Raw genomic sequence first — 21051 nt, forward strand, 5'->3', positions numbered from 1 at the left:
AAGGTTAAGGTCATGGGCGTGTCCGGGTCATCTGAAATACTGCTATGTAACCATCGTCAGCTTGATCTTTCCTCTCCACGGGTAATGGGCATATTGAATGTGACCCCTGATTCGTTTTCTGATGGTGGCCAATATTCTCATCTGGATGCAGCCATTCACCACGCAGAGCGTATGCTGAATGACGGTGCGGCCATTATAGATGTAGGGGGTGAGTCTACGCGCCCCGGGGCAGATGTGGTCAGTGAGCAGGCTGAGCTCGATCGTGTTGCGCCAGTGGTGGAGAAGCTTGTCGAAGAATTTGATGCGCTGATCTCTGTCGATACCAGTACGCCGGCAGTAATGTTAGAAGCTGCTCGGCTTGGTGCAGGGATGATCAATGATGTCCGTTCTTTAAAGCGTGAGGGCGCGCTAGAGGCTGCGGCCAGAACGCCGCTGGCTATCTGCTTGATGCACATGGTTGGCGAGCCCGATAATATGCAACATGACCCTTATTATGAGCAGGCGATCGAGGAAGAAGTGGCCTCGTGTCTTGCTGAGCGACTTGAGGCCTGCTTGTCGGCAGGAATAGCCGCTAATCGCATAGTGCTTGATCCTGGTTTTGGCTTCGCGAAGACGCTTACGCACAATTTGTGTCTTATGAATCGCTTAGAGTGTCTTAATGCGTTGAAACGGCCCCTTTTGGTTGGCGTTTCGCGTAAAAGTATGATCGGCAAAACGCTCGATCGGAATGTGGATGCGCGCCTGGCGGGTGGGCTGGCTCTTGCAAGTATGGCAGTCGCACGCGGCGCGCGGATTATTCGCACACATGATGTGGCGCCCACGGTTGATGCTGTCAACATGACCTGGGCCGTGCTGAAGGAAGGCTCTTAACCATGACAAGACGTTATTTTGGTACTGATGGTATTCGCGGTACTGTAGGACAGGCACCTATCACCGCAGATTTCATGCTTAAGCTTGGCTGGGCAGCAGGTAAGATGCTGACGCGTCATGGTCGTCGCTCGCCTCGCGTGCTGATCGGTAAGGATACGCGTATTTCCGGGTACATGTTCGAGTCTGCCCTTGAGGCCGGTTTCTCTTCGGCAGGGGTGGATGTTGCGCTCCTGGGGCCTATGCCTACGCCAGGTATCGCTTATTTAACGCGTACATTTCGTGCCGATGCAGGAGTGGTAATCAGCGCCTCGCATAATCCATTTCAGGATAATGGCATCAAGTTTTTTTCCGCGGCGGGAACCAAGTTGCCGGATGCACTGGAAAGCGAAATCGAAGCGGAACTCGAGTTACCGCTTGAAACGGTAGGGCCGGATCGTCTGGGTAAGGCTATTCGTATCAGTGATGCCGCTGGACGCTATATCGAATTTTGTAAATCAACCGTTCCTGGGCGGCTGGGTTTGCATGGGTTGAAGGTGGTAATCGATTGTGCCAATGGGGCAACTTATCATATTGCCCCGAGTGTCTTCCGTGAGCTGGGTGCAGAAGTCATCGTGATCGGCGCCAGCCCCGATGGTCTGAACATCAATCATCATGTTGGCTCTACTCACCCCGAAGCGCTGCAAGCGAAAGTGCTTGAAACCGGGTCGGATCTGGGTATTGCTTTTGATGGTGATGGTGACCGTGTCCTGATGGTCGATGGCCATGGCCGGCTGATTGACGGCGATGACATTCTTTATCTGATTGCTAAAGATCGCCACCAGCAAGGGATTCTGGGCGGTGGAGTAGTCGGCACACAGATGAGTAATTTTGGACTTGCAATGGCGCTTGAAGCGCTGGGTATACCGTTTGAACGAGCAAAGGTTGGCGATCGCTACGTAATTGAGCGCCTTGAATCCAGAGGGTGGGAGCTTGGAGGAGAGTCGTCTGGCCATATAGTTTGCCAGCATGTGCAAACTACCGGGGATGGTATTGTTTCTGCGCTTCAAGTGCTTGCTATCATGATGCGCGAAGAACGTTCACTGGACGTACTGTTGCAAGGTCTGGAGAAGGTGCCTCAATCGTTGGTCAACGTGCGTCTGCCTATGGGTGTAAATAAAGACGCGCTCATGGCATCAGATAACGTACGTGCTGCGGTAAACAGTGTGGAAAGTGAACTCGGCAATGAGGGGCGTGTGCTGTTGCGTCCTTCTGGAACTGAGCCTTTGATCCGTGTCATGGTCGAAGGACGCCCTCGCTTCGATGTACAGTTGCTGGCTGAAAGGATTGCAACCGAGCTGGAAGTCGGCCTGAACTAATCCATACCATTGTTACGGGGATGGCTTGATTGGTTGTATTCGTCACAGCCCTCCATTACCATCCCCAACCACTCTGAAAATAGGGGGAATACCATGCGCACGCCTATCATAGCGGGCAATTGGAAGATGAATGGCTCGCTCGCTCTGCTCGAGGATTTCGGTCATGCTTTTTCAGAGGCGGCATTACCTGAGTCGATTGAAGTAGTCATCCTTCCACCTTTTCCCTATTTAGCCAATGCGGATGAAGCGTTTGAAGCCTCACTTGTGCAGCTTGGTGCGCAAACAGTAAACCCTGAAGAGCAAGGGGCTTTTACTGGAGAAGTCAGTGCGTCCATGCTGAAAGAGTTTGGCGTTCGCTTTGTGCTCGTGGGGCACTCCGAGAGACGCACGCTCTTTCGTGAAGATGATTCAGCTGTTCTAGCACGCGCCCGTGCCGCACTAAACTCAGGTCTGACACCCATTTTGTGTGTCGGTGAAACGCTTGAGGAACGTGAGGCTGGTCGCACCGAGAGTATTGTGCTGGGGCAGATCGACGCAGTGCTGGGTGAGCTTGACTCACAGCAGAGACGCGAGCTTGTAATTGCTTACGAACCTGTGTGGGCAATCGGTACGGGACGTACGGCGACGCCTGAGCAGGCTCAGCAAGTGCATGCCGCGATTCGCCAGCATCTTCATGCCTATGAGCACGAACTCGGCAATGGGGTGCGTTTGCTTTACGGTGGCAGCATGAAGGCGGATAACGCCGCCCAATTGCTTGCGCAGCCGGATATTGACGGCGGTCTGATCGGCGGTGCTTCGCTGAAGACCGACGATTTTCTAGCCATCTGTCACGCTGCAGGTTGATTTCATGCAAGTTGCAATTCTTTTGGTTCATGTAGTGCTTGCCATCGGTTTGATTGCGTTGGTACTCATTCAGCAAGGTAAGGGGGCCGAGGCCGGCGCCGCGTTTGGCGGTGGTGCCTCTCAAACGGTATTTGGTTCAAGAGGAAGTACAAGTTTCCTGTCCAAGCTTACCGGCATTCTCGCTGCGCTGTTTTTTGTGACTTCGCTTGGACTTGCCTGGTTTGCCAATCAGGGCGGCGATTCTCCGGATAGCGGTATACCTGATGCTAGAGTTATTGAGCAGCAGCGTAATAGCGTGCCAAGGCTCGATGATAGTGCTGTCAATACTACCGCTCCCAATGCTTCTTCTGTGGCAGCGAGTAGTCCGAGTTCGGAAACAGAAAATGATTCGACTCCCATGCTTGACGAGGGGCAGCAAAATCAGCATAATGCTGCGCCAGCGCTGGAGGATAATGGCAACGCCAACCAGTCAGCGCAATAGGATCTTTCGGGCAGTTTAGCGTTTAGCCCGTTCTCCGATGCCGAAGTGGTGGAATTGGTAGACACGCTATCTTGAGGGGGTAGTGACCTTACGGTCGTGCGGGTTCAAGTCCCGCCTTCGGCACCATCTAAGATTCGATTGGCAAGCGCTTGGCGGTATGGCTTGACCCTTGTGGGTTGTATGCTTATAATTGTCGCGCTAATGATGCGGGGTGGAGCAGTCTGGTAGCTCGTCGGGCTCATAACCCGAAGGTCGTCGGTTCAAATCCGGCCCCCGCTACCAAGTTTTTATTGAAAGGCCCCTTCTATGAAGGGGCTTTTTGTTGCACCAGTGCCAATCAGCCACCTTGTGTTTCTTATTCTCCTGGTCAGGTGCCTGATGCAACTGCTGTAGGAGCTTTCGTCTGTGGCAACCAAGGAAGCTGCGCTATACGCGCTTATCGAGCCTGCCGTAACGGCTCTGGGTTTCGAGCTTTGGGGTATTGAGTATCTTGCTCAAGGCAAGCACTCACGGCTGGTTATCTACATCGAACATGACAATGGCATAAACGTTGATGATTGTGCCGATGTCAGTCGCCAGGTCAGTGCGATACTCGATGTTGAAGATCCTATCGCTGGACAATATAACCTCGAAGTATCTTCACCGGGTATGGACCGTCCCTTGTTTTCTCTTTCGCACTTTTCCCGATTTGCAGGTCATGTTGTTCAGCTTCGGCTTCGGGCACCGTTCGAGGGTCAGCGTAAATTCAAGGGCCTTTTGGTGGGCGTTGACGGCGATGAAGTCCTGTTGCAGGTCGGCGAGGAAGAATACGGTTTTCCGATAGAGACCATCGACCAGGCCCATGTGGTGCCGCAGTTTGATGCATAAGAACAGATTTTCTGGCGAGGCAAAGGCATGAGCAAAGATATTTTGCTGGTCGTTGACGCGATCTCGAATGAGAAAGGTGTCCCGCGGAGTGTGATTTTCGAGGCGGTTGAGGCGGCATTGGCTAGTGCTTCACGAAAACGTTTTGAAGGCCAGGATGTGGATGTGCGCGTCAAGATCGATCGTACGACGGGTGATTATGAAACATTCCGTCGCTGGACAGTCGTGCCTGACGAAGATTACACCACTTCAGCACGTGAGATTCCTTATTCCGCTGGCCAAGAACGTGACGAGCCGATTGGTGTCGGTGAGTATGTTGAAGAGCAGATAGAATCTGTTGCTTTTGGTCGTATTGCTGCGCAAACGGCTAAGCAGGTCATTGTTCAGAAAGTCCGCGAGGCTGAACGTGCCGAGATTGTGCGTCACTATGCAGAGCGCGAAGGCGAGCTGATCGGCGGTGCAGTCAAGAAAACAACTCGTGATGGGCTCATTATCGACCTGGGTGAGAACGCAGAAGCGTTCCTGCCACGCGGTGAAATGATTCCCGGTGAACGCTATCGCATGAATGAGCGTGTGCGGGCACTCTTGTGGCGAGTCGACCCAGCTGCGCGGGGCGCACAGCTGATTCTGTCACGCACTCGTCCGGAATTTCTGACAGAGTTATTTAAGATCGAAGTGCCCGAAATTGCTGAGCAATTGATCGAAATCAAGGGTGCAGCTCGTGACCCGGGGTCTCGCGCCAAAATCGCAGTGAAAACCAATGATCGGCGTATTGATCCGGTCGGGGCCTGTGTTGGGATGCGAGGCTCGCGAGTTCAGGCTGTATCTAACGAGTTGCGTAACGAGCGTGTCGATATCGTGCTATGGGATGACAATCCCGCACAGCTCGTTATTAATGCCATGGCGCCGGCCGATGTCGCTTCCATTATTGTCGATGAGGATGCGCATGCCATGGATGTAGCCGTTGCCGAGGATAATTTGGCGCAGGCTATAGGTCGTAGTGGTCAGAATGTGCGCTTGGCTTCTGAGCTGACCGGTTGGACATTGAATGTGATGACCGAGGAAGAGGCTCAAGGCAAGCGTGAGCAGGAAGTTGATAGTTATATTGAATATTTTATTTCGCATCTCGATATTGATGAAGAGTTAGCCCGCGTCTTGGTAGATGAGGGGTTTACGTCACTCGAAGAGATCGCATACGTACCGCTTGAAGAAATGCTCGAGATCGATGTCTTTGATCAAGAGCTGGTGGAAGAACTGCGCGCCCGCGCCAAGGACGAGTTGCTTAATTTGGCCATCGCTTCTGAGGAAGTACTTGATGGCGCCGTCCCTGCCGAAGACTTGCTCAACATGGAAGGGATGGATCGACACTTGGCCTTTACACTGGCCAGCCGAGGCATCGTGTCCATGGAAGACCTCGCTGAGCAGTCGATCGATGATATAAAAGACATCGAGGGCGTGGACGAGGAGCGCGCGGCGGCGCTGATTATGACGGCCCGCGCACCCTGGTTCGAGGGCGAAGGGTAATCAGGTCACGGGCTCAGGAGGGTCGCAATGGCAGAAACAACGGTTAAGGAATTTGCCAACAAGGTGGGCCGCGATGTGAACCGCCTGTTGGAACAGATGAGTGAAGCGGGTTTACCGCACAAGGCTGAAGGTGACGCTGTTTCGGAAGAAGACAAGCAGCGCTTGCTTGATCATCTGACGAAAAATCACGGTGGTACCGGGCCAGGTAAGAATCGCATCACGTTGACACGGAAAACGCGTAGCAAGATTCGCACTGGTGATCGCAACAAGACGATTGAAGTGCAGGTGCGCAAGAAGCGTACCTATGTCAAACGTAGCGAGCTCGATGGTACACCTGAAAATGAGGGTGAACAGCAGGGCACGCCCGATGAAGTGTCGGAAAATGTAGCAGCGCAGCCGTCACCGTCGAAAGAAGCAGAGCGCAGTGAGGCGCCTGTTGAGGCGTTGACTGACAATGCAGCAGCGTCCGAAGTACAGGTATCGGAAACGCCAGAGCCTGTCAGCACTAAGCCTACTATTACTGCAGATGTGACTGCAGCTACTGATAGTAGTGAAAGTGATGATGAGCCTTATGCCAATGCTCCGCCGAAAGAGCCGCGTAACGATAATCGTCGTGCTCAGAAACCTAGCAGTACAGCTGGGCGAAAAGCGGCGGGAGGACGCAAGAGCGGACCTTCCCGTGACGATCGTGACGATCGTGAAGATCGTAGTGAACGTAAACGTGGCGGCGGTGCTAAGAAGGTTAAGCGGGCTGAGCGCCGTGGGGGACGTCGTGGCGGTAGTGGGCGCAGTGATAACGCCCATGGTTTCCAGAAGCCTACCCAATCCATCGTGCGTGAAGTGGCTATTCCCGAGTCCATCAGCGTGGCTGAATTGGCTGACAAGATGGCGGTCAAGGCGGCAGAAGTGATCAAGGCCATGTTCAACATGGGCGCTGCGGTCACGATTAACCAGACTATTGACCAGGATACGGCGGCGATTATCGTCGAAGAGATGGGGCATAAGCCCAAACTAGTCAAGGAAGATGCGCTCGAGACTGAAGTGCTCGAAGGCATTTCCTACGAAGGTGAAGAAATCAAGCGTGCGCCGGTTGTTACCGTTATGGGACACGTCGACCACGGTAAGACTTCTTTGCTTGACTATATCCGTCGCACTAAGGTCGCGACAGGTGAAGCGGGCGGTATCACGCAGCACATCGGTGCTTACCACGTTGAGCATGAGACGGGCGATGTCACGTTCCTAGATACACCTGGACATGCAGCCTTTACCGCGATGCGCGCACGTGGTGCTCAGGCTACCGATGTTGTCATTTTGGTGGTTGCCGCCGATGACGGGGTTATGCCGCAGACGATTGAAGCTGTGGAGCATGCCAAGGCAGCCAATGTGCCGCTAGTCGTGGCTGTCAACAAAATTGACAAAGAAGGTGCTGATTTCGATCGCATCCGCAATGAGCTGTCACAACATGGCGTCATCTCTGAAGAGTGGGGTGGCGATACGCAGTTCGTTCATGTCTCGGCTAAGACGGGTGAAGGCATTGATGCTCTGCTCGAGGCTGTGCTGCTTGTATCTGAAGTGCTTGAGCTGACCGCTGTACCTGAAGCACCTGGCAAAGGGGTTGTTGTCGAATCACGTCTTGATCGTGGTCGCGGCCCGGTTGCTACTGTTCTGGTTCAGAACGGGACGTTGAAGAAAGGCGATATCGTATTGGCCGGTCTGCACTATGGCCGTGTTAGAGCCTTGGTTAACGAATTGGGTAAGCAGGTTTCTTCCGTGGGTCCCTCAATGCCTGTTGAGATTCAAGGGCTTGATGGTACGCCGGAAGCCGGCGAAGAGTTTGCGGTTGTTGCTGATGAGAAGAAGGCACGTGAAATCGCCAACTTCCGCCAAGGTAAGTACCGCGATATCCGTCTGGCGCGCCAGCAGAAAGCCAAGCTGGAGAATATGTTCAGCCAGATGGGGCAGGATGATATCGCTACCGTCAATGTCGTTCTGAAAGCGGACGTACAAGGTTCACTGGAAGCCATCAAGGGTGCTCTTGAAGAGCTCTCTACTGATGAGGTTAAGGTTGCAGTGGTCTCATCCGGTGTTGGTGGCATTACAGAAACTGATGCTAACCTGGCGGTTGCCTCGGATGCGATTGTGGTTGGCTTCAACGTACGTGCCGATGCCAGTGCGCGAGACATTATTGAGCGCGAAGGGCTGGATCTACGCTACTACAGCGTCATCTATCAGCTTATCGATGAAGTCAAGCAAGCGATGAGCGGTATGCTTGCCCCTGAGTGGAAAGAAGATATTGTCGGTGTAGCTGAAGTGCGTGATGTGTTCCGGGCGCCGAAGATCGGTGCTGTGGCTGGCTGTATGGTCATTGAGGGCTCCGTTCACCGCAACAAGCGTATTCGTGTGCTGCGTGAAAACGTCGTCATCTACGAAGGTGAGCTTGAATCATTGCGACGCTTCAAGGATGACGCAAGTGAAGTCCGCAGTGGCATGGAGTGCGGTATTGGGGTACGTAACTACAATGACGTACAGGTCGGCGACAAAATCGAGGTTTTCGACCAAGTCAAGGTCGAACGTAGCCTGTAAGCGGGCAAGGAGACACGGTCATGCGTGAGTTCAGTCGTACCGATCGGGTCGCCGAGCAGCTGCAACAGGAGCTGGCGGTGCTTATTCAGCGTGAGGTCAAGGATCCGCGCTTGGGTATGGTTACCGTCAGTTCGGCCAGCGTCAGTCGTGACTTGGCCTATGCCGATATTTATGTGACCCTGTTGGGCGAAAATGATCCTCAGCGTGTCCGTGAAAATCTCGGCATACTCAAGCGCGCTTCAGGCTTCCTGCGCTCACAGATTGCACGCCGCATGAAATTGCGTCACGTGCCTGAGTTACGGTTCCATTTCGACGAGTCCGTTGAGCGTGGGCAGAGGCTCTCGTCCTTGATCGAAGATGCGGTTGCATCTGATCGTAGGCGTAGTGACGATGACGGTGAGGGCCAGCCTTAATGGCACGGCGGCGCCGTGGAATGCCCATTGATGGCGTGCTTCTGCTCGACAAGCCTAAGGGTATGAGTTCCAACCGTGCGCTGCAAAAAGCGCGCGGTCTTTTTCAAGCACAAAAGGCAGGTCATACGGGAACGCTTGATCCTATGGCAACCGGGTTATTGCCGGTGTGCTTCGGTGAGGCGACCAAATTTTCCTCGCACCTTCTCGATGCTGATAAGTGCTATCTGGCGCGTGTTCAATTAGGCGTAACGACTGATTCAGGCGATGCTGAAGGCAACGTGCTGAAACAGCGTGCATTGCCGCAATTGGATAGGCAGCAGGTTAGGCAAGTGCTGAACGGTTTTCTGGGTGAGATTGAGCAGATTCCCCCTATGTATTCAGCGCTTAAGCATCAGGGTCGACCCCTTTATGAGCTGGCTCGCGCAGGTAAGGAAATCGTACGTGCACCGAGGCGTATTACGATTTATCATATTGCGCTTCTTGATTTTCAGCCCAGCCATTTCGATATTGAAGTGAGCTGCAGTAAAGGCACATATATCAGGACACTGGCTGAGGATATAGGTCATTCTCTTGGATGTGGCGCTCACCTGAGTATGCTGCGGCGACTGAAAACGGGGCCTTTTGATTCTCGGTCAATGATTGACCTAGAGAAGCTTGAAGCAATGGATGACATGAAAACACGTGGCTCCCATTTGCTACCGGTAGACGTGTTAATAGATCATCTTCCACGTCTTGATGTCGATAAAGGCACGGCTGAAAAAATTATTTTGGGTCAACGTGTAAGGGTTGATACCGCAGAGCTTGGTGTTGATAGCACGGTGCGTTTATATCATGACAGGCGTCTTCTTGGACTTGTTATGGTATCTGCGCCAGGCGAGCTGGCTCCCAAGCGTTTGATTCGCACTGGCGATGACGCTGTTGCTCTGTGAGTGATAGCTGACGTCAATGCTTACAGGGAGACTGCAAATATGCGTGGTCTCCGACATTCACGCTTAGGCATATTGTAACTGGAGAAATACATGGCACTAACAGCAGAACGCAAAGCTGAAATTGTTAAGGAATTCGGCGCAAGCGATAGCGATACAGGTTCCCCTGAAGTTCAGGTGGCTCTGTTGACTGCAAATATTGAAGGCTTGCAGGATCACTTCAAGGCCAATAAGCAGGATCATCACTCTCGTCGTGGTTTGATCCGTATGGTCAATCAGCGCCGCAAGCTACTTGACTATCTAAAGCGTAAAAACTTTGAGCGTTATCAGCAGCTTATTTCCCGTCTCGGCCTGCGTCGCTAACGCGCGCTTGTTTGGCAGGATCGGCTTCAGGCAACCCCGTCCGGGGTTGCCTGTTCTTTTTTTTAACATGCCTTTTTTAGCTGTCGCGGCGCAATGTCTCGACACTCGTCTATTATTTTTCTCTCTTATTCATTCTTGTTCGCTTGGGCGTTTAGGCTCTGGCCATCTTTGCCGTGTCATCAGTGACAGCGATGGCAATAGGTTCTAATATGGCCGCCGAGAACCAATGAATATGAAACTACATGGCTATTAGTCGAAGGAATTCGCCGTGAATCCGGTCAAGAAGACATTCCAATACGGTGAACACACCGTCACGCTCGAAACGGGGCGTATCGCTCGTCAGGCTACCGGCAGTGTTCTGGTAACCATGAATGACACCGTAGTACTGTGTACTGTGGTAGCTAGAAAAGATACCAAGCCCGGTCAGGATTTTTTCCCACTGTCCGTGCACTATCAGGAAAGAACCTATTCAGTCGGCAAGTTTCCTGGCGGCTTCTTCAAGCGTGAAGGCCGTCCTAGTGAAAAGGAAACTCTGACTTCACGTCTGATCGATCGTCCGATCAGGCCGCTTTTCCCCAAAGGTTTTATGAATGAAGTGCAGGTTATCTGTACTGTGCTTTCCGCCGAGCGTAATCAGGATCCTGATATTGCTGCGATGTTGGGAACGTCAGCTGCGCTGTGTATTTCAGGTGTGCCGTTCAATGGCCCGATAGGGGCTGCTCGTGTTGCTTTCAATGAGGAACGTGGTTATTTCCTCAATCCGACCCAGGAAGAGTTGCTCGCTTCCGAACTCGACATGGTGGTCGCCGGTACTGAAAAAGCCGTGTTGATGGTGGAGTCTGAAGCCAATGAGTTGTCTGAAGATGAAATGCTCGGTGCGGTGCTTTTCGCCCATCAGGAAATGCAAGGCGCTATCAACTCCATTGATGAGTTTGCCCGTGAAGCAGGCAAGCCTAAGTGGAATTGGCAGCCGGCGGTAGAAAACACGCCGCTGAAGGATGCGTTAAGAAGTGCTTTTGCCGAAAAAGTGGGTGAGGCCTACCGCGTCATTGACAAGATGGCACGTCAAGATGCGTTGGCTGATCTGAAAGCGCAGGCTATTGAGCAGCTTGCTGGAGAGGAGGAAGGCAAGTTCAGTGCTGAAGACGTTAGTAGCGCTTTTGCTAGCCTTGAGAAAACTACTGTCCGTGAACGTGTATTGACAGGTGAGCCACGTATCGATGGGCGTGACCATAAGACAGTCCGTCCGCTGAAGATTGACGTAGGTGTACTTCCGCGTACTCACGGCTCCGCCATATTCACACGTGGTGAGACACAGGCTATCGTATCGACTACGCTGGGCACTTCGCGTGATGCACAGCTTGTCGAAGGGCTTTCGGGCGAGCGTCATGAACGCTTCATGTTGCACTATAACTTTCCTCCTTACAGCGTTGGTGAAGCGGGGTTCATCGGCTCGCCGAAGCGCCGTGAAATCGGTCATGGCCGCCTAGCCAAGCGTGGCGTGCAAGCCATGATTCCGTCGGCAGAGAGCTTCCCCTATTCGATTCGTGTCGTTTCTGAAATCACTGAATCCAACGGTTCCAGTTCGATGGCCTCCGTGTGTGGCTCATCATTGGCGTTGATGGATGCAGGTGTTCCGCTCAAGGCGCCGGTGGCAGGCATCGCCATGGGACTGGTCAAGGATGGCGAACGTTTTGCCGTGCTGACTGATATCTTGGGTGATGAGGATCATCTGGGCGACATGGATTTCAAGGTGGCGGGCTCCACTAACGGAATCACAGCGCTGCAGATGGACATCAAGATCGAAGGCATTAATGAAGAAATCATGGAGCGTGCTCTCGATCAGGCCTATGAGGCGCGTCAGCATATTCTTGCAGAAATGAATAAGGTGATCGCTGAAAGTCGAGCCGATGTCGCCGAGCATGCACCTTCCATGGCCACGATCAAGATCGATCCAGAGAAGATTCGTGATGTCATTGGCAAGGGTGGAGCCACGATCAGGCAGATATGTGAAGAGACGGGCGCCTCTATCGACATCGATGATGATGGTACTGTGCGTATTTATGCCGAAACAAAAGAAGGCTCCACAAGCGCCATCAATACCGTACTGGCTATTACGGCTGAGGCCGAAATCGGCAAGCTTTATCGCGGTAAGGTAGTGCGTATTGCTGACTTTGGTGCATTCATCAACTTCATGCCGGGCACCGATGGTCTGGTGCACATTTCGCAGATCGTGCCGGAGCGTGTTAATGATGTACGTGATTTCCTCAATGAAGGCGACGAAGTGACGGTTAAGGTGCTCGACATCGACAACCGTGGCCGCGTAAAGCTTTCCATCAAGGAAATCGAGGCCGAAGAGAAAGCGGCGTTCGAAGCGCAGCTCGCGCAATGATCTAAGCACCGATGAACGTAAACATAAACCCCGCCAAAAGCGGGGTTTTTTTATTGTCTAGTTGAGCTTGTGAGGTACTTACCGCTAGCCGTATACGGTTCAGGCATGAACAGGAAGTGCTACACGAATGTTATCGATCAGGCGCGTAGTGCCCAGATAGGCGGCGACAAGGAGAATGGCATCATGCGTACGCTGAGTGACCTCACCTAGATCACTGGTACGACGCAACTCGAGATAGTCTGGTTTGAATCCATGTGCTGTCAGTGTCTCAAGGCATTCTCGAATGGCCTCGTCAGGTAGCGCTCCTTCCTCAAGTCTTATCTTCAAGTCCTGGAGGGTGCGATACAGCAGACTTGCCATTTCACTCTCAGCATGGCTGAGATAGTCATTGCGTGATGACAGTGCCAGGCCATCATCATTACGTACGGTAGGGACGCCAACAATTTCAATATTAAAATGAAGATCCCGGACCATTTTTCGAATCACGGCGAGCTGCTGGAAATCTTTCTCACCGAAAAAGGCCACATCAGGCAAGATGAGATGAAAAATCAAGCTGACGACTGTTGAAACGCCATCAAAGTGGCCAGGGCGACGTGCACCGCATAGCCCTTCCGAAACAGTAGGAACATGGACGTGAGTCAGTCCCTTCAATCCATCAGGGTAGAGAGTGGCAACATCGGGAGCAAAAAGCAGATCACATCCTGCCTCTTCAAGCTTTTGACGATCAGCGTCCAGTGTGCGTGGATAGCGAGTCAAATCTTCATTGGCACTAAATTGCAAAGGATTGACGAAGATGGTCGCAACGACGATATCGGCGTGCTGCCTCGCAGCGTCAACCAAAGCTATATGTCCGGCGTGAAGTCCACCCATAGTGGGAACAACTGCAATACGGCGGCCATGACGACGGTGTTCCGCTAGGGTCTGCTGTAATGGTGTAATAGAGTGAAAAAGTTGCATCGATATTCTTCTTGCGTTCGATAAAGTGAAAGGCCTTTTAAAAGCAATGCTCTGAAGCGGGAAAACTGCGTTGAGCCACCGCTTCACGATAGGCTTTGAACGCGCTTTCGATAGTTCCTGTTTCTTTAAGAAAATCTTTGACGAAGCGCGGCGGGCGGGAGACGTTAGCGCCCAACATGTCATGCATGACAAGAATTTGCCCGTCAACATCGGGGCCCGCGCCAATGCCTATTACTGGAATATCGATCGCGTTTCGTACGGCTCGACCGAGTTGGGCAGGCACACACTCTAGCAAGATGACTGCCGCACCGGCATCAGCTAGCTGCTGTGCCTCTTTGATGATGCGCTCGGCCTGGACGGCATCACGGCCCTGTACTTTATAGCCTCCAAAAGCATTGACGCTTTGTGGAGTAAGTCCCATATGCACGCAAGTTGGTATGCCACGCAGGGCAAGCTCACGTACGCCCTCGGCTAGCCAGGCTTCACCTTCGAGCTTGACCATGTGTGCGCCTGCCCGCATCAATCTGCCCGCGTTTTCCAGCAGGGCCGACATGCAGGCGTTACTCATAAAAGGCATATCCGCCATGATCAGGCTATGCACGCCAGCACGTGTGACACAGGCAGTGTGATACGCCATGTCATCCATGGTGACTTGTAGCGTACTAGGGTGGCCTTGGAGCACCATGCCCAATGAGTCTCCCACCAGTAATACTTCTATTCCAGCATCACTGGCGATGCGGGCGAATGTCGCATCATAGGCCGTCAGGCAACTGAATGGAGTGTTGGTTTCGCGGCGCGCCCTGAGAGCAGCGATGGTTATTCTAGTCATGACGAGATGCTCAGATACGTGGTAGGAGAGCCGAAATTCACCTCGGTGGTTAAGCCGACGAGAGATGATGAGCCACTCTAGGGGGTGCTTAGAGTGGCTTCAAGCCGACATCCCTATACTTTTTTGCAAGGTGCGCGATGCTTGTGCCATCGGGTAGGTAGAGGGTCGGTGCGATCTCGGCCAGAGGAACAAGAACAAATCCGCGACGGTGCATCTCTGGATGAGGGACAAGAAGCCGAGGATGCACAATGACGTTGTCATCGTACAGCAGTAAGTCAAGGTCGAGAGTACGAGGCCCCCAGCGTCGCTGACGTACACGCCGCTGGCGCTGTTCAAGTGCTTGGAGCTGATCGAGCAAGGCCAGCGGCGAGAGATGCGTTTCAATCAGAGCGACGGCATTAATGAAATCAGGCTGATCCTGCGGGCCAATAGGTCGGCTGGCATACAATCGGGAAGCTTGAACATGTGTCGTCAGGGGCAAATGTTGCAGTGCCTTCAGCGCCTGTAACACTTGGTGCTGAGGATGCTCGATATTGCTGCCCAACCCGATATAGGCATGATGTGCCATCATTGCTTGTTCAGGAGGACGGCAAACGACGACGACGTCGTTTGCGAGGTTTTTTTGCGCTTGTACTATCGTGTTCGTCTGCGTCGTCGATATGCAGCGTCATCTCACGCTTCATCTCCTCGCTGACTTCCTGAAATTGCGTCCACCAATCCCCAATGCCTGGAGGTATTTCACCGGCAGATTCTCGTAGCAATAGAAAATCATAGGCAGCACGAAAGCGAGGATGCTCACGTGTTTGGAATGCACGCTTACCTTTGCGTCGGGGCAACCGGAGCTGCAACTCCCAGATATCACGCATTGGAAAGCTGAAACGTTTGGGAATGGACGTATGCTGAAGCTGCCGGCTAATTACCTGTTGTGAAGCCTGCTGGTGTGCAGGGACTGCAGGCATACCTTCCTGCTCAAGCTCATGCGCACGCAGTTGTACAGCGGGCCAGAGTAATGCCGCATAAAGAAACGCGGGCGTTACAGGCTTGTCGTTTCGAATGCGGATATCAGTATTGATCAAGGCCTGTTCGATTAAACGTTCAGCCCAAGGCAAACTGGAAAAAGCCTCATCTGTCTCGGGAAAAAGCATTGCAAACAAGCCATATCGGTGCAAGCCGCGGAATGTATCGACACCGTAGCCTGTCAAGAAGAGCTTGAGTACTTCTTCAAATAGACGTGCGGGAGGAATCTGCAGTAGAAGCGAAGCCTGTTCTTTAATAGGTGCTTCGGTTGCTGCTTCAATATCGAAATCAAGCTTGGCGGCAAAACGGATCGCGCGCAACATTCGCACGGGATCTTCCCGATAACGAACATCAGGATCACCAATCAGGCGTAGTAAGCGATGCTCAAGGTCATCCAGCCCACCCGTCCAGTCGTGAATCGAAAAATCAGCAATATTGTAATAAAGCGCATTGACGGTAAAGTCACGTCTTATGGCATCTTCATCGATACTGCCCCATACATTATCACGCAGCAGTAAACCCTGCTCTGACTGATGGGCTAGGTTGTTATCATGCTCTTCATTGGGGCGACCGCGAAATGTGGTGACTTCGATAATTTCACGCCCGAACCTAACGTGAACAATACGAAAACGTCGACCAATAATACGGGCATTACGGAAAAGGGTTCTAACTTCTTCTGGAGTGGCACTGGTGGCGACGTCAAAATCCTTGGGAACCTGCCCCAGAAGAGAATCGCGTACGCAGCCTCCTACGAGGTAGGCTTCAAAGCCTGCCTTGTTGAGACGGTATAGAACCTTCAGTGCATTTTCACTCAGCATCCGGCGAGAAATGGGATGCTCGTCACGAGGAAGCACGCGGAACGTTTTAGAACTGTTTTGATCGCCGACTGGGGTTTTCAAACGATTACCGGCACCTTGAAACGACATTCATAAGCATGATGGACGGGCCGCTAAGGCTTCGCCTGTGTGGTCTCTAGTTTAGCGAAGCCCTTGAGGCTTGCAAAGGTATCGGCTGGTTTCAATGCCATATACGTAATAATTAAAAGAGGAGGCCCGTTAAGGCCTCCTCGCTAAAACATCTCTTCGTATTTTTTTCGTGATGGCTATCGCCCTGAATACGTACCACGGTCATCAATCTCATCAACAAGCTTTTATTATTGTAATCTTGGTGAGACCGCCTCGTATTCAAAACAATTTTCCATGTTCGACGGCCTATTCGCCCCTCTGCATTGTTATTTTTGTGGCAGAGATATCATTCGACAAAGCATTGTTGTTGTTGGGCTTCGTTCATGATGTCGTAAAGAAATTTCCGGATTCCGAATATTGTTGTTATTGGTTTCGGCATTTGTCGCGTAAAGATTTTGTTTTTATTCATCTCTCAGGCGACATTATTCCAGTAAAAAACCTTGTTGTTGTTGTTTGGTTTTTTGCTGGTCGGCGTTAAGGCTCATTTGTTTTTATTTGAAGCCTGCCGGGACCGGTTTTTGTTTTTCTTGATGTTGATAGAGCAGTGAATATGCCAATGTAAGAAAAATAATTATAAAACAATAAGTTGTAGCTTTATCCGTTTTCCGTTTCATCGTGCCAGATTATCAGCTCAAGCGTGCATGCTCATTTTTGGGGCGGACGAGAATGCCTTTTGTGCATATTTGGTGCGTTAGCTGTCGGGTAAGGATAATACGTTGTGACAAAGAAAGATTTGCGACAATGGTCTAGCAGTGAAACGGCTAATGACACCAAGAACTTAGCTTGCCGGAATGACGCGTTTATTGGATTGGCCAATAGCGGCCGTAGACCAATGTGTAAGAGCAGATTCAAGCTGAAGACGGGGAGGCGCGTGACGGAGCTCTGAAGGCGGCTTCTGATTGAGCGCAATCAATGCTTTGTGCAGTAACGTATTTATGCTCTTGCCATGATGAGGCAAAGGTGGGGCAAGATTTTGCTTGGAAAGTTTTTGCCCATTACGGGCAACAATCAAAGGCAGGTGGAGATAGCGTGGTTCAGGTAGGCCAAGGGCATGCTGCAACAGTCTCTGCCAAGGGGTATTATCGAGCAGATCGATACCGCGAACTACATCCGTAATGCCCTGTGCAGCATCGTCGACAACAACGGCCAGCTGATAAGCCCACAGCCCATCACGACGCTTGAGTACTACATCACCAAGCGCGTCAAACCGCCAGGACTGCCGACCAAGACGACGATCTTGCCATGTGATCTCATTGAACACAGTGTCGGTACGCAATCGATATGCGCAGCTCCGTTCAGGCGCACACACGCCGTTGCGGCACCAACCGGGATAGATGGCATGTGTTTGCCACTCCTTGCGAGAGCAGGTGCAAGGGTAAGCGATATCTATCGCTATTAAACGATCAAGTGCTTGCTCGTATGCTGGGGCGCGGTCGTGTTGGTAAGCCACGTCGCTATCCCAATGCAGCCCGAAAGCTTCAAGCTGGCGCTTGATCTCGCTATCTGCACCGGGAGGGCAGCGAGGGGGATCGATATCCTCGACACGTAATAGCCACTGGCCATGTGCAGCCCGCGCATCCAACCAGCTAGCTAGCGCAGTAACCAATGAACCGAAATGGAGTGGGCCGGAGGGTGTAGGCGCAAAGCGGCCAATATAGCGGGACATGGCAGTTAGATAAAAAACGGGCACATATTTATGTACCCGTGAGTAAATATTACTTAGCCGCCAAGCTGTTTTTCTTTCAGCTCGGCAAGGGTCTTGCAGTCAACGCATAGTGTCGCCGTTGGACGTGCTTCGAGCCTGCGAATGCCAATTTCAACGCCGCAGGCTTCACAGAAGCCGTAATCGTCCTCGTCAATCTTTTCGATGGTTTCGTTGATCTTTTTTAGAAGCTTGCGTTCGCGATCACGGGTACGCAGCTCCAGATTGAAGCCTTCCTCCTGCGTGGCGCGATCGGCCGGGTCTGCGAAGTTATTCGCTTCTTCTTGAAGATGACGGACGGTCCGATCCACTTCTTCCATGAGATCCTGTTTCCATGTGAGCAGGATCTGGCGGAAGTGCTCCAACTGTTTGTCATTCATGTATTCTTCCCCAGGAGCAGGCTCGTAAGGGACGAATTTGTTAAGCGCTTCCGGTTTCTTTTCGGCTACTGCCATGGGAGTGCCTCATACGGAGTGTGACTTAGGCCGCCTGGCCGCAAGCGGGCCATTAATCGCGGTCCATCCGGAGATGAAGGTAGAGCTATTTAGCTGAAAATGAGACATTTTGCAAGTTTTAGTAATTAAATAATGATTCCCTCCCTTTAAATGGTTGGCTTGTACCATCCCGATGCATCAGGAGACCCAATGGCATATAGCGCACGCCTTTCCGATATCCGCCCCTTTCAAGTCATGGATCTGCTTGAGCAGGCGCAGGCTTTGGAGAACAATGGGCATGACATTATTCATCTGGAAATCGGCGAGCCTGATTTTCCTTGTCCTGCTCCTATCGTGGCTGCTGGACGTCGTGCGCTTGATAAAGGCGAAACTCGTTATACGCCAGCGACGGGAATCACCTCATTAAAAGAGGCGATTGCCGGTCATTACGCCTCGGCTTTTGATGTCGAGGTTGATCCTCGCCGTATCATTATTACGCCGGGCGCCTCAGGAGCATTACTGTTAGCCGCCATGCTGCTTGCTGAACAGGATTCTCGAATATTGATGGCAGACCCTACTTATCCATGTAATCGACATTTCATGGCATTGATGGGAGCCAGAGTCGATCCTGTTATTGTCGGCCCTGACAGTAGCTGGCAACTTGATGATGGCCTGGTTGCTCGTCATTGGCGAGATGACACACGTGTCGCCATGCTTGCGACACCTTCAAATCCCACCGGGCATGTGCTCGAGGGTGACGCGCTCGCGCGCATAGCGCACGCAGTACGTGAGCGCAGCGGATATCTGCTTGTCGATGAGATCTATCAGGGACTGACCTACGATGTAGAACCAATTACAACACTTTCCGTGGCATCCGATGCCTTTGTCGTAAACAGTTTCTCGAAGTATTTCGGTATGACAGGTTGGCGGCTGGGGTGGTTGGTGGCACCTGATGATGCTGTTGAGCCGGTGTCACGCCTGGCCCAGAACGTCTTTCTGGCTGCGTCGACGCTTTCTCAGCACGCGGCGCTGGCGGCATTTTCTCCTGAATGCCTTGATGAGCTAGAACATCGTCGACATGAGTTAAGGAGGCGTCGGGACACCTTGCTGGCCGGCCTTAAACCGCTGCGGCTAGTGCCTGAGGTAATACCGGAGGGTGCCTTTTATTTGTGGCTGGATATCTCATGCTACACGGATGATAGCAAGGCATTCTGCCAACGATTATTGGATGAAGAGGGAGTTGCCATCACGCCAGGTAGTGATTTTGCCCTCCAAGACGGCAACCGTTATGTGCGGATCGCCTTTACAACGAACCAGGCACGTCTTGAAGAGGCCATTGCACGTTTGTCACGCTTTTTAGCTCGACAGGAGAGTAAGCATTGATTTTAGATGGGCTGCAGTCAGGCGTGCTGTTATGTCGTTACAAACGCTTCCTGGCAGATATTCGACTCGATAGTGGTGAAGAAATTACGGCACATTGCCCTAATACTGGATCGATGCGAGCAGTCAATGTGCCGGGCTGTCGCGTATGGGTATCCAGAAGTGATAATCCCAAACGCAAGCTTGCCTGGACATGGGAGCTGATCGAATTACCTGATGGCGCCCTTGCTTCCATCCATACCGGACGTGCCAATGCGCTGGTAGCTGAGGCGATTACGGCCGGCATCATCGCACCGCTAAATGTATATGCCTCGAGCCAAGCCTTTATCAAGCGAGAGGCGAAAGTAGAAGACGCCCGGTTGGATTTTTGCCTTAGTGCCCCAGAGCAGCCGGTGACCTATGTTGAGGTCAAGCAAGTCACGCTCAAAGAGCCTGATGGACATGGCTACTTCCCTGATGCTGTCAGTGAGAGAGGAAGACGTCATTTGAAAAGTTTGGAGACTTTAGCTGCGCAGGGATATGGTGCAACGTTGCTTTTCTGTGTTGCTCATAACGGCATTGCTGATGTGGCCCCCGCTGCTCATCTAGATTGGCGTTATGCTGAAACGCTGGAGCGTGTGGCACAGGCGGGGGTCAACATTTTGGCCTACGGCTGCGATATTACGCCATCCTCAATCAAACTGGTGCGTCAGCTACCCGTGCGCCTGCGCAGTAATAAAGATCAATCCCTGGCTTCAGAGTGAAACCTGCTTTCCTGCAGAGGCTCTTCACTGAGGCGATCCTTGCTATAGCGAATTTGCGTCTTGCCGTGGGGAATGGGTCGTGCCTCTTCGTCGACATTAACAAACACGATTTTGTCGACGGTCAGAATGCTTTTGTGTGTGATCTTGTTGCGGACTTCACATGTGAGCGTTAGAGAGGTACGTCCGAAGTGGGTGGCGGTAATACCCAATTCAATGATGTCACCTTGACGTGCACTGGAAACAAAATTGATTTCAGACATGAACTTGGTAACTACACGAGGGTTGTCGAGTTGGATAATGGCATAAATTGCTGCCTCCTCATCAATCCAACGGAGCAGGCTACCACCAAACAGTGTCCCGTTAGGGTTCAGATCCTCAGGTTTGACCCATTTACGCGTATGGAAATTCAT

General features: G+C 52.1%; 19 protein-coding genes, 2 tRNA genes and 1 pseudogene. 15 read left to right on the forward strand and 7 right to left on the reverse strand.

All coding sequences use genetic code 11. The annotated features are described in order from the left end of the window. Positions 1 to 12: 12 nt before the first annotated feature. The 13 genes and pseudogenes from folP to pnp all read left to right on the forward strand — a co-directional run bounded on the left by folP (position 13) and on the right by pnp (position 12614). The gene (folP, locus tag C3Z11_RS01775; protein WP_262927178.1) at positions 13 to 870 is read left to right on the forward strand and encodes a dihydropteroate synthase; all 858 of its coding nucleotides are present in this window, start codon (positions 13 to 15) and stop codon (positions 868 to 870) included. 2 nt (positions 871 to 872) lie between these two features. Continuing rightward, positions 873 to 2225, forward strand: a complete 1353-nt coding sequence (gene glmM, locus C3Z11_RS01780) for a phosphoglucosamine mutase (RefSeq protein ID WP_106475821.1) — start codon at positions 873 to 875, stop codon at positions 2223 to 2225. Positions 2226 to 2318: 93 nt separating this feature from the next. Beyond that, the gene (gene tpiA, locus C3Z11_RS01785; protein WP_106475822.1) at positions 2319 to 3068 is read left to right on the forward strand and encodes a triose-phosphate isomerase; all 750 of its coding nucleotides are present in this window, start codon (positions 2319 to 2321) and stop codon (positions 3066 to 3068) included. A gap of 4 nt (positions 3069 to 3072) precedes the next feature. Beyond that, positions 3073 to 3405, forward strand: a pseudogene (gene secG, locus C3Z11_RS01790) (preprotein translocase subunit SecG); the annotation flags it as partial. A gap of 183 nt (positions 3406 to 3588) precedes the next feature. Beyond that, positions 3589 to 3675: transfer RNA gene (locus C3Z11_RS01795), tRNA-Leu, on the forward strand. A 79-nt stretch (positions 3676 to 3754) separates the two neighbouring features. Next, positions 3755 to 3831: transfer RNA gene (locus C3Z11_RS01800), tRNA-Met, on the forward strand. Positions 3832 to 3954: 123 nt separating this feature from the next. After that, positions 3955 to 4416, forward strand: a complete 462-nt coding sequence (rimP, locus tag C3Z11_RS01805) for a ribosome maturation factor RimP (RefSeq protein WP_106475824.1) — start codon at positions 3955 to 3957, stop codon at positions 4414 to 4416. 27 nt (positions 4417 to 4443) lie between these two features. After that, entirely contained in the window at positions 4444 to 5937 is a 1494-nt protein-coding gene (gene nusA, locus C3Z11_RS01810; protein ID WP_106475825.1) for a transcription termination factor NusA, read from the forward strand. Between the two features lie 27 nt (positions 5938 to 5964). Continuing rightward, on the forward strand, positions 5965 to 8520 hold the full coding sequence (infB, locus tag C3Z11_RS01815) for a translation initiation factor IF-2 (RefSeq protein ID WP_106475826.1): 2556 nt from the start codon (positions 5965 to 5967) through the stop codon (positions 8518 to 8520). 20 nt (positions 8521 to 8540) lie between these two features. After that, positions 8541 to 8933 (forward strand): 30S ribosome-binding factor RbfA, encoded by a 393-nt coding sequence (rbfA, locus tag C3Z11_RS01820; protein ID WP_106475827.1) that lies wholly within the window; start codon positions 8541 to 8543, stop codon positions 8931 to 8933. Further along, positions 8933 to 9862, forward strand: a complete 930-nt coding sequence (gene truB / locus C3Z11_RS01825) for a tRNA pseudouridine(55) synthase TruB (RefSeq protein ID WP_106475828.1) — start codon at positions 8933 to 8935, stop codon at positions 9860 to 9862. The genes rbfA and truB overlap by 1 nt, the downstream gene beginning before the upstream one ends. Before the next feature lie 90 nt (positions 9863 to 9952). Continuing rightward, positions 9953 to 10222 carry a 30S ribosomal protein S15 gene (gene rpsO, locus C3Z11_RS01830; protein WP_106475829.1) on the forward strand — a complete coding sequence of 90 codons (270 nt, stop codon included), beginning with the start codon at positions 9953 to 9955 and terminating at the stop codon, positions 10220 to 10222. Positions 10223 to 10490: 268 nt separating this feature from the next. After that, positions 10491 to 12614, forward strand: a complete 2124-nt coding sequence (gene pnp / locus C3Z11_RS01835) for a polyribonucleotide nucleotidyltransferase (protein ID WP_106475830.1) — start codon at positions 10491 to 10493, stop codon at positions 12612 to 12614. A gap of 99 nt (positions 12615 to 12713) precedes the next feature. Here pnp and panC read toward each other — a convergent pair whose 3' ends face one another. From panC to dksA, 6 genes are all read right to left on the reverse strand, one after another. After that, complete coding sequence (gene panC / locus C3Z11_RS01840; protein ID WP_106475831.1) at positions 12714 to 13571, reverse strand: pantoate--beta-alanine ligase; 858 nt, start codon at positions 13569 to 13571, stop codon at positions 12714 to 12716. A 37-nt stretch (positions 13572 to 13608) separates the two neighbouring features. After that, positions 13609 to 14400, reverse strand: a complete 792-nt coding sequence (gene panB / locus C3Z11_RS01845) for a 3-methyl-2-oxobutanoate hydroxymethyltransferase (RefSeq protein ID WP_106475832.1) — start codon at positions 14398 to 14400, stop codon at positions 13609 to 13611. Between the two features lie 88 nt (positions 14401 to 14488). Then, on the reverse strand, positions 14489 to 14971 hold the full coding sequence (gene folK / locus C3Z11_RS01850) for a 2-amino-4-hydroxy-6-hydroxymethyldihydropteridine diphosphokinase (protein ID WP_106475833.1): 483 nt from the start codon (positions 14969 to 14971) through the stop codon (positions 14489 to 14491). Between the two features lie 7 nt (positions 14972 to 14978). Next, positions 14979 to 16343, reverse strand: coding sequence for a polynucleotide adenylyltransferase PcnB (gene pcnB, locus C3Z11_RS01855; protein WP_106475834.1), 1365 nt, complete (start codon positions 16341 to 16343; stop codon positions 14979 to 14981). A gap of 817 nt (positions 16344 to 17160) precedes the next feature. Further along, a complete protein-coding gene (gene gluQRS / locus C3Z11_RS01860; RefSeq protein WP_106475835.1) occupies positions 17161 to 18048 on the reverse strand; it encodes a tRNA glutamyl-Q(34) synthetase GluQRS in 888 nt (295 codons plus the stop codon). A gap of 53 nt (positions 18049 to 18101) precedes the next feature. Further along, positions 18102 to 18539 (reverse strand): RNA polymerase-binding protein DksA, encoded by a 438-nt coding sequence (gene dksA, locus C3Z11_RS01865; RefSeq protein WP_106475836.1) that lies wholly within the window; start codon positions 18537 to 18539, stop codon positions 18102 to 18104. Positions 18540 to 18728: 189 nt separating this feature from the next. Here dksA and C3Z11_RS01870 point away from each other — a divergent pair, with 189 nt between their 5' ends. Both C3Z11_RS01870 and sfsA read left to right on the forward strand, forming a co-directional pair. Then, entirely contained in the window at positions 18729 to 19901 is a 1173-nt protein-coding gene (locus C3Z11_RS01870) for an aminotransferase class I/II-fold pyridoxal phosphate-dependent enzyme (RefSeq protein WP_106475837.1), read from the forward strand. After that, positions 19898 to 20641: a DNA/RNA nuclease SfsA gene (gene sfsA / locus C3Z11_RS01875; RefSeq protein ID WP_106475838.1), complete on the forward strand. Its 744-nt coding sequence runs from the start codon at positions 19898 to 19900 to the stop codon at positions 20639 to 20641. The genes C3Z11_RS01870 and sfsA overlap by 4 nt, the downstream gene beginning before the upstream one ends. Here the strand turns inward: sfsA and C3Z11_RS01880 are convergent. Continuing rightward, positions 20620 to 21051, reverse strand: coding sequence for an acyl-CoA thioesterase (locus C3Z11_RS01880; protein WP_106475839.1), 432 nt, complete (start codon positions 21049 to 21051; stop codon positions 20620 to 20622). The genes sfsA and C3Z11_RS01880 overlap by 22 nt on opposite strands.

Origin of the sequence: Phytohalomonas tamaricis (assembly GCF_003012345.1) — a bacterium.
Lineage (GTDB): Bacteria > Pseudomonadota > Gammaproteobacteria > Pseudomonadales > Halomonadaceae > Phytohalomonas > Phytohalomonas tamaricis.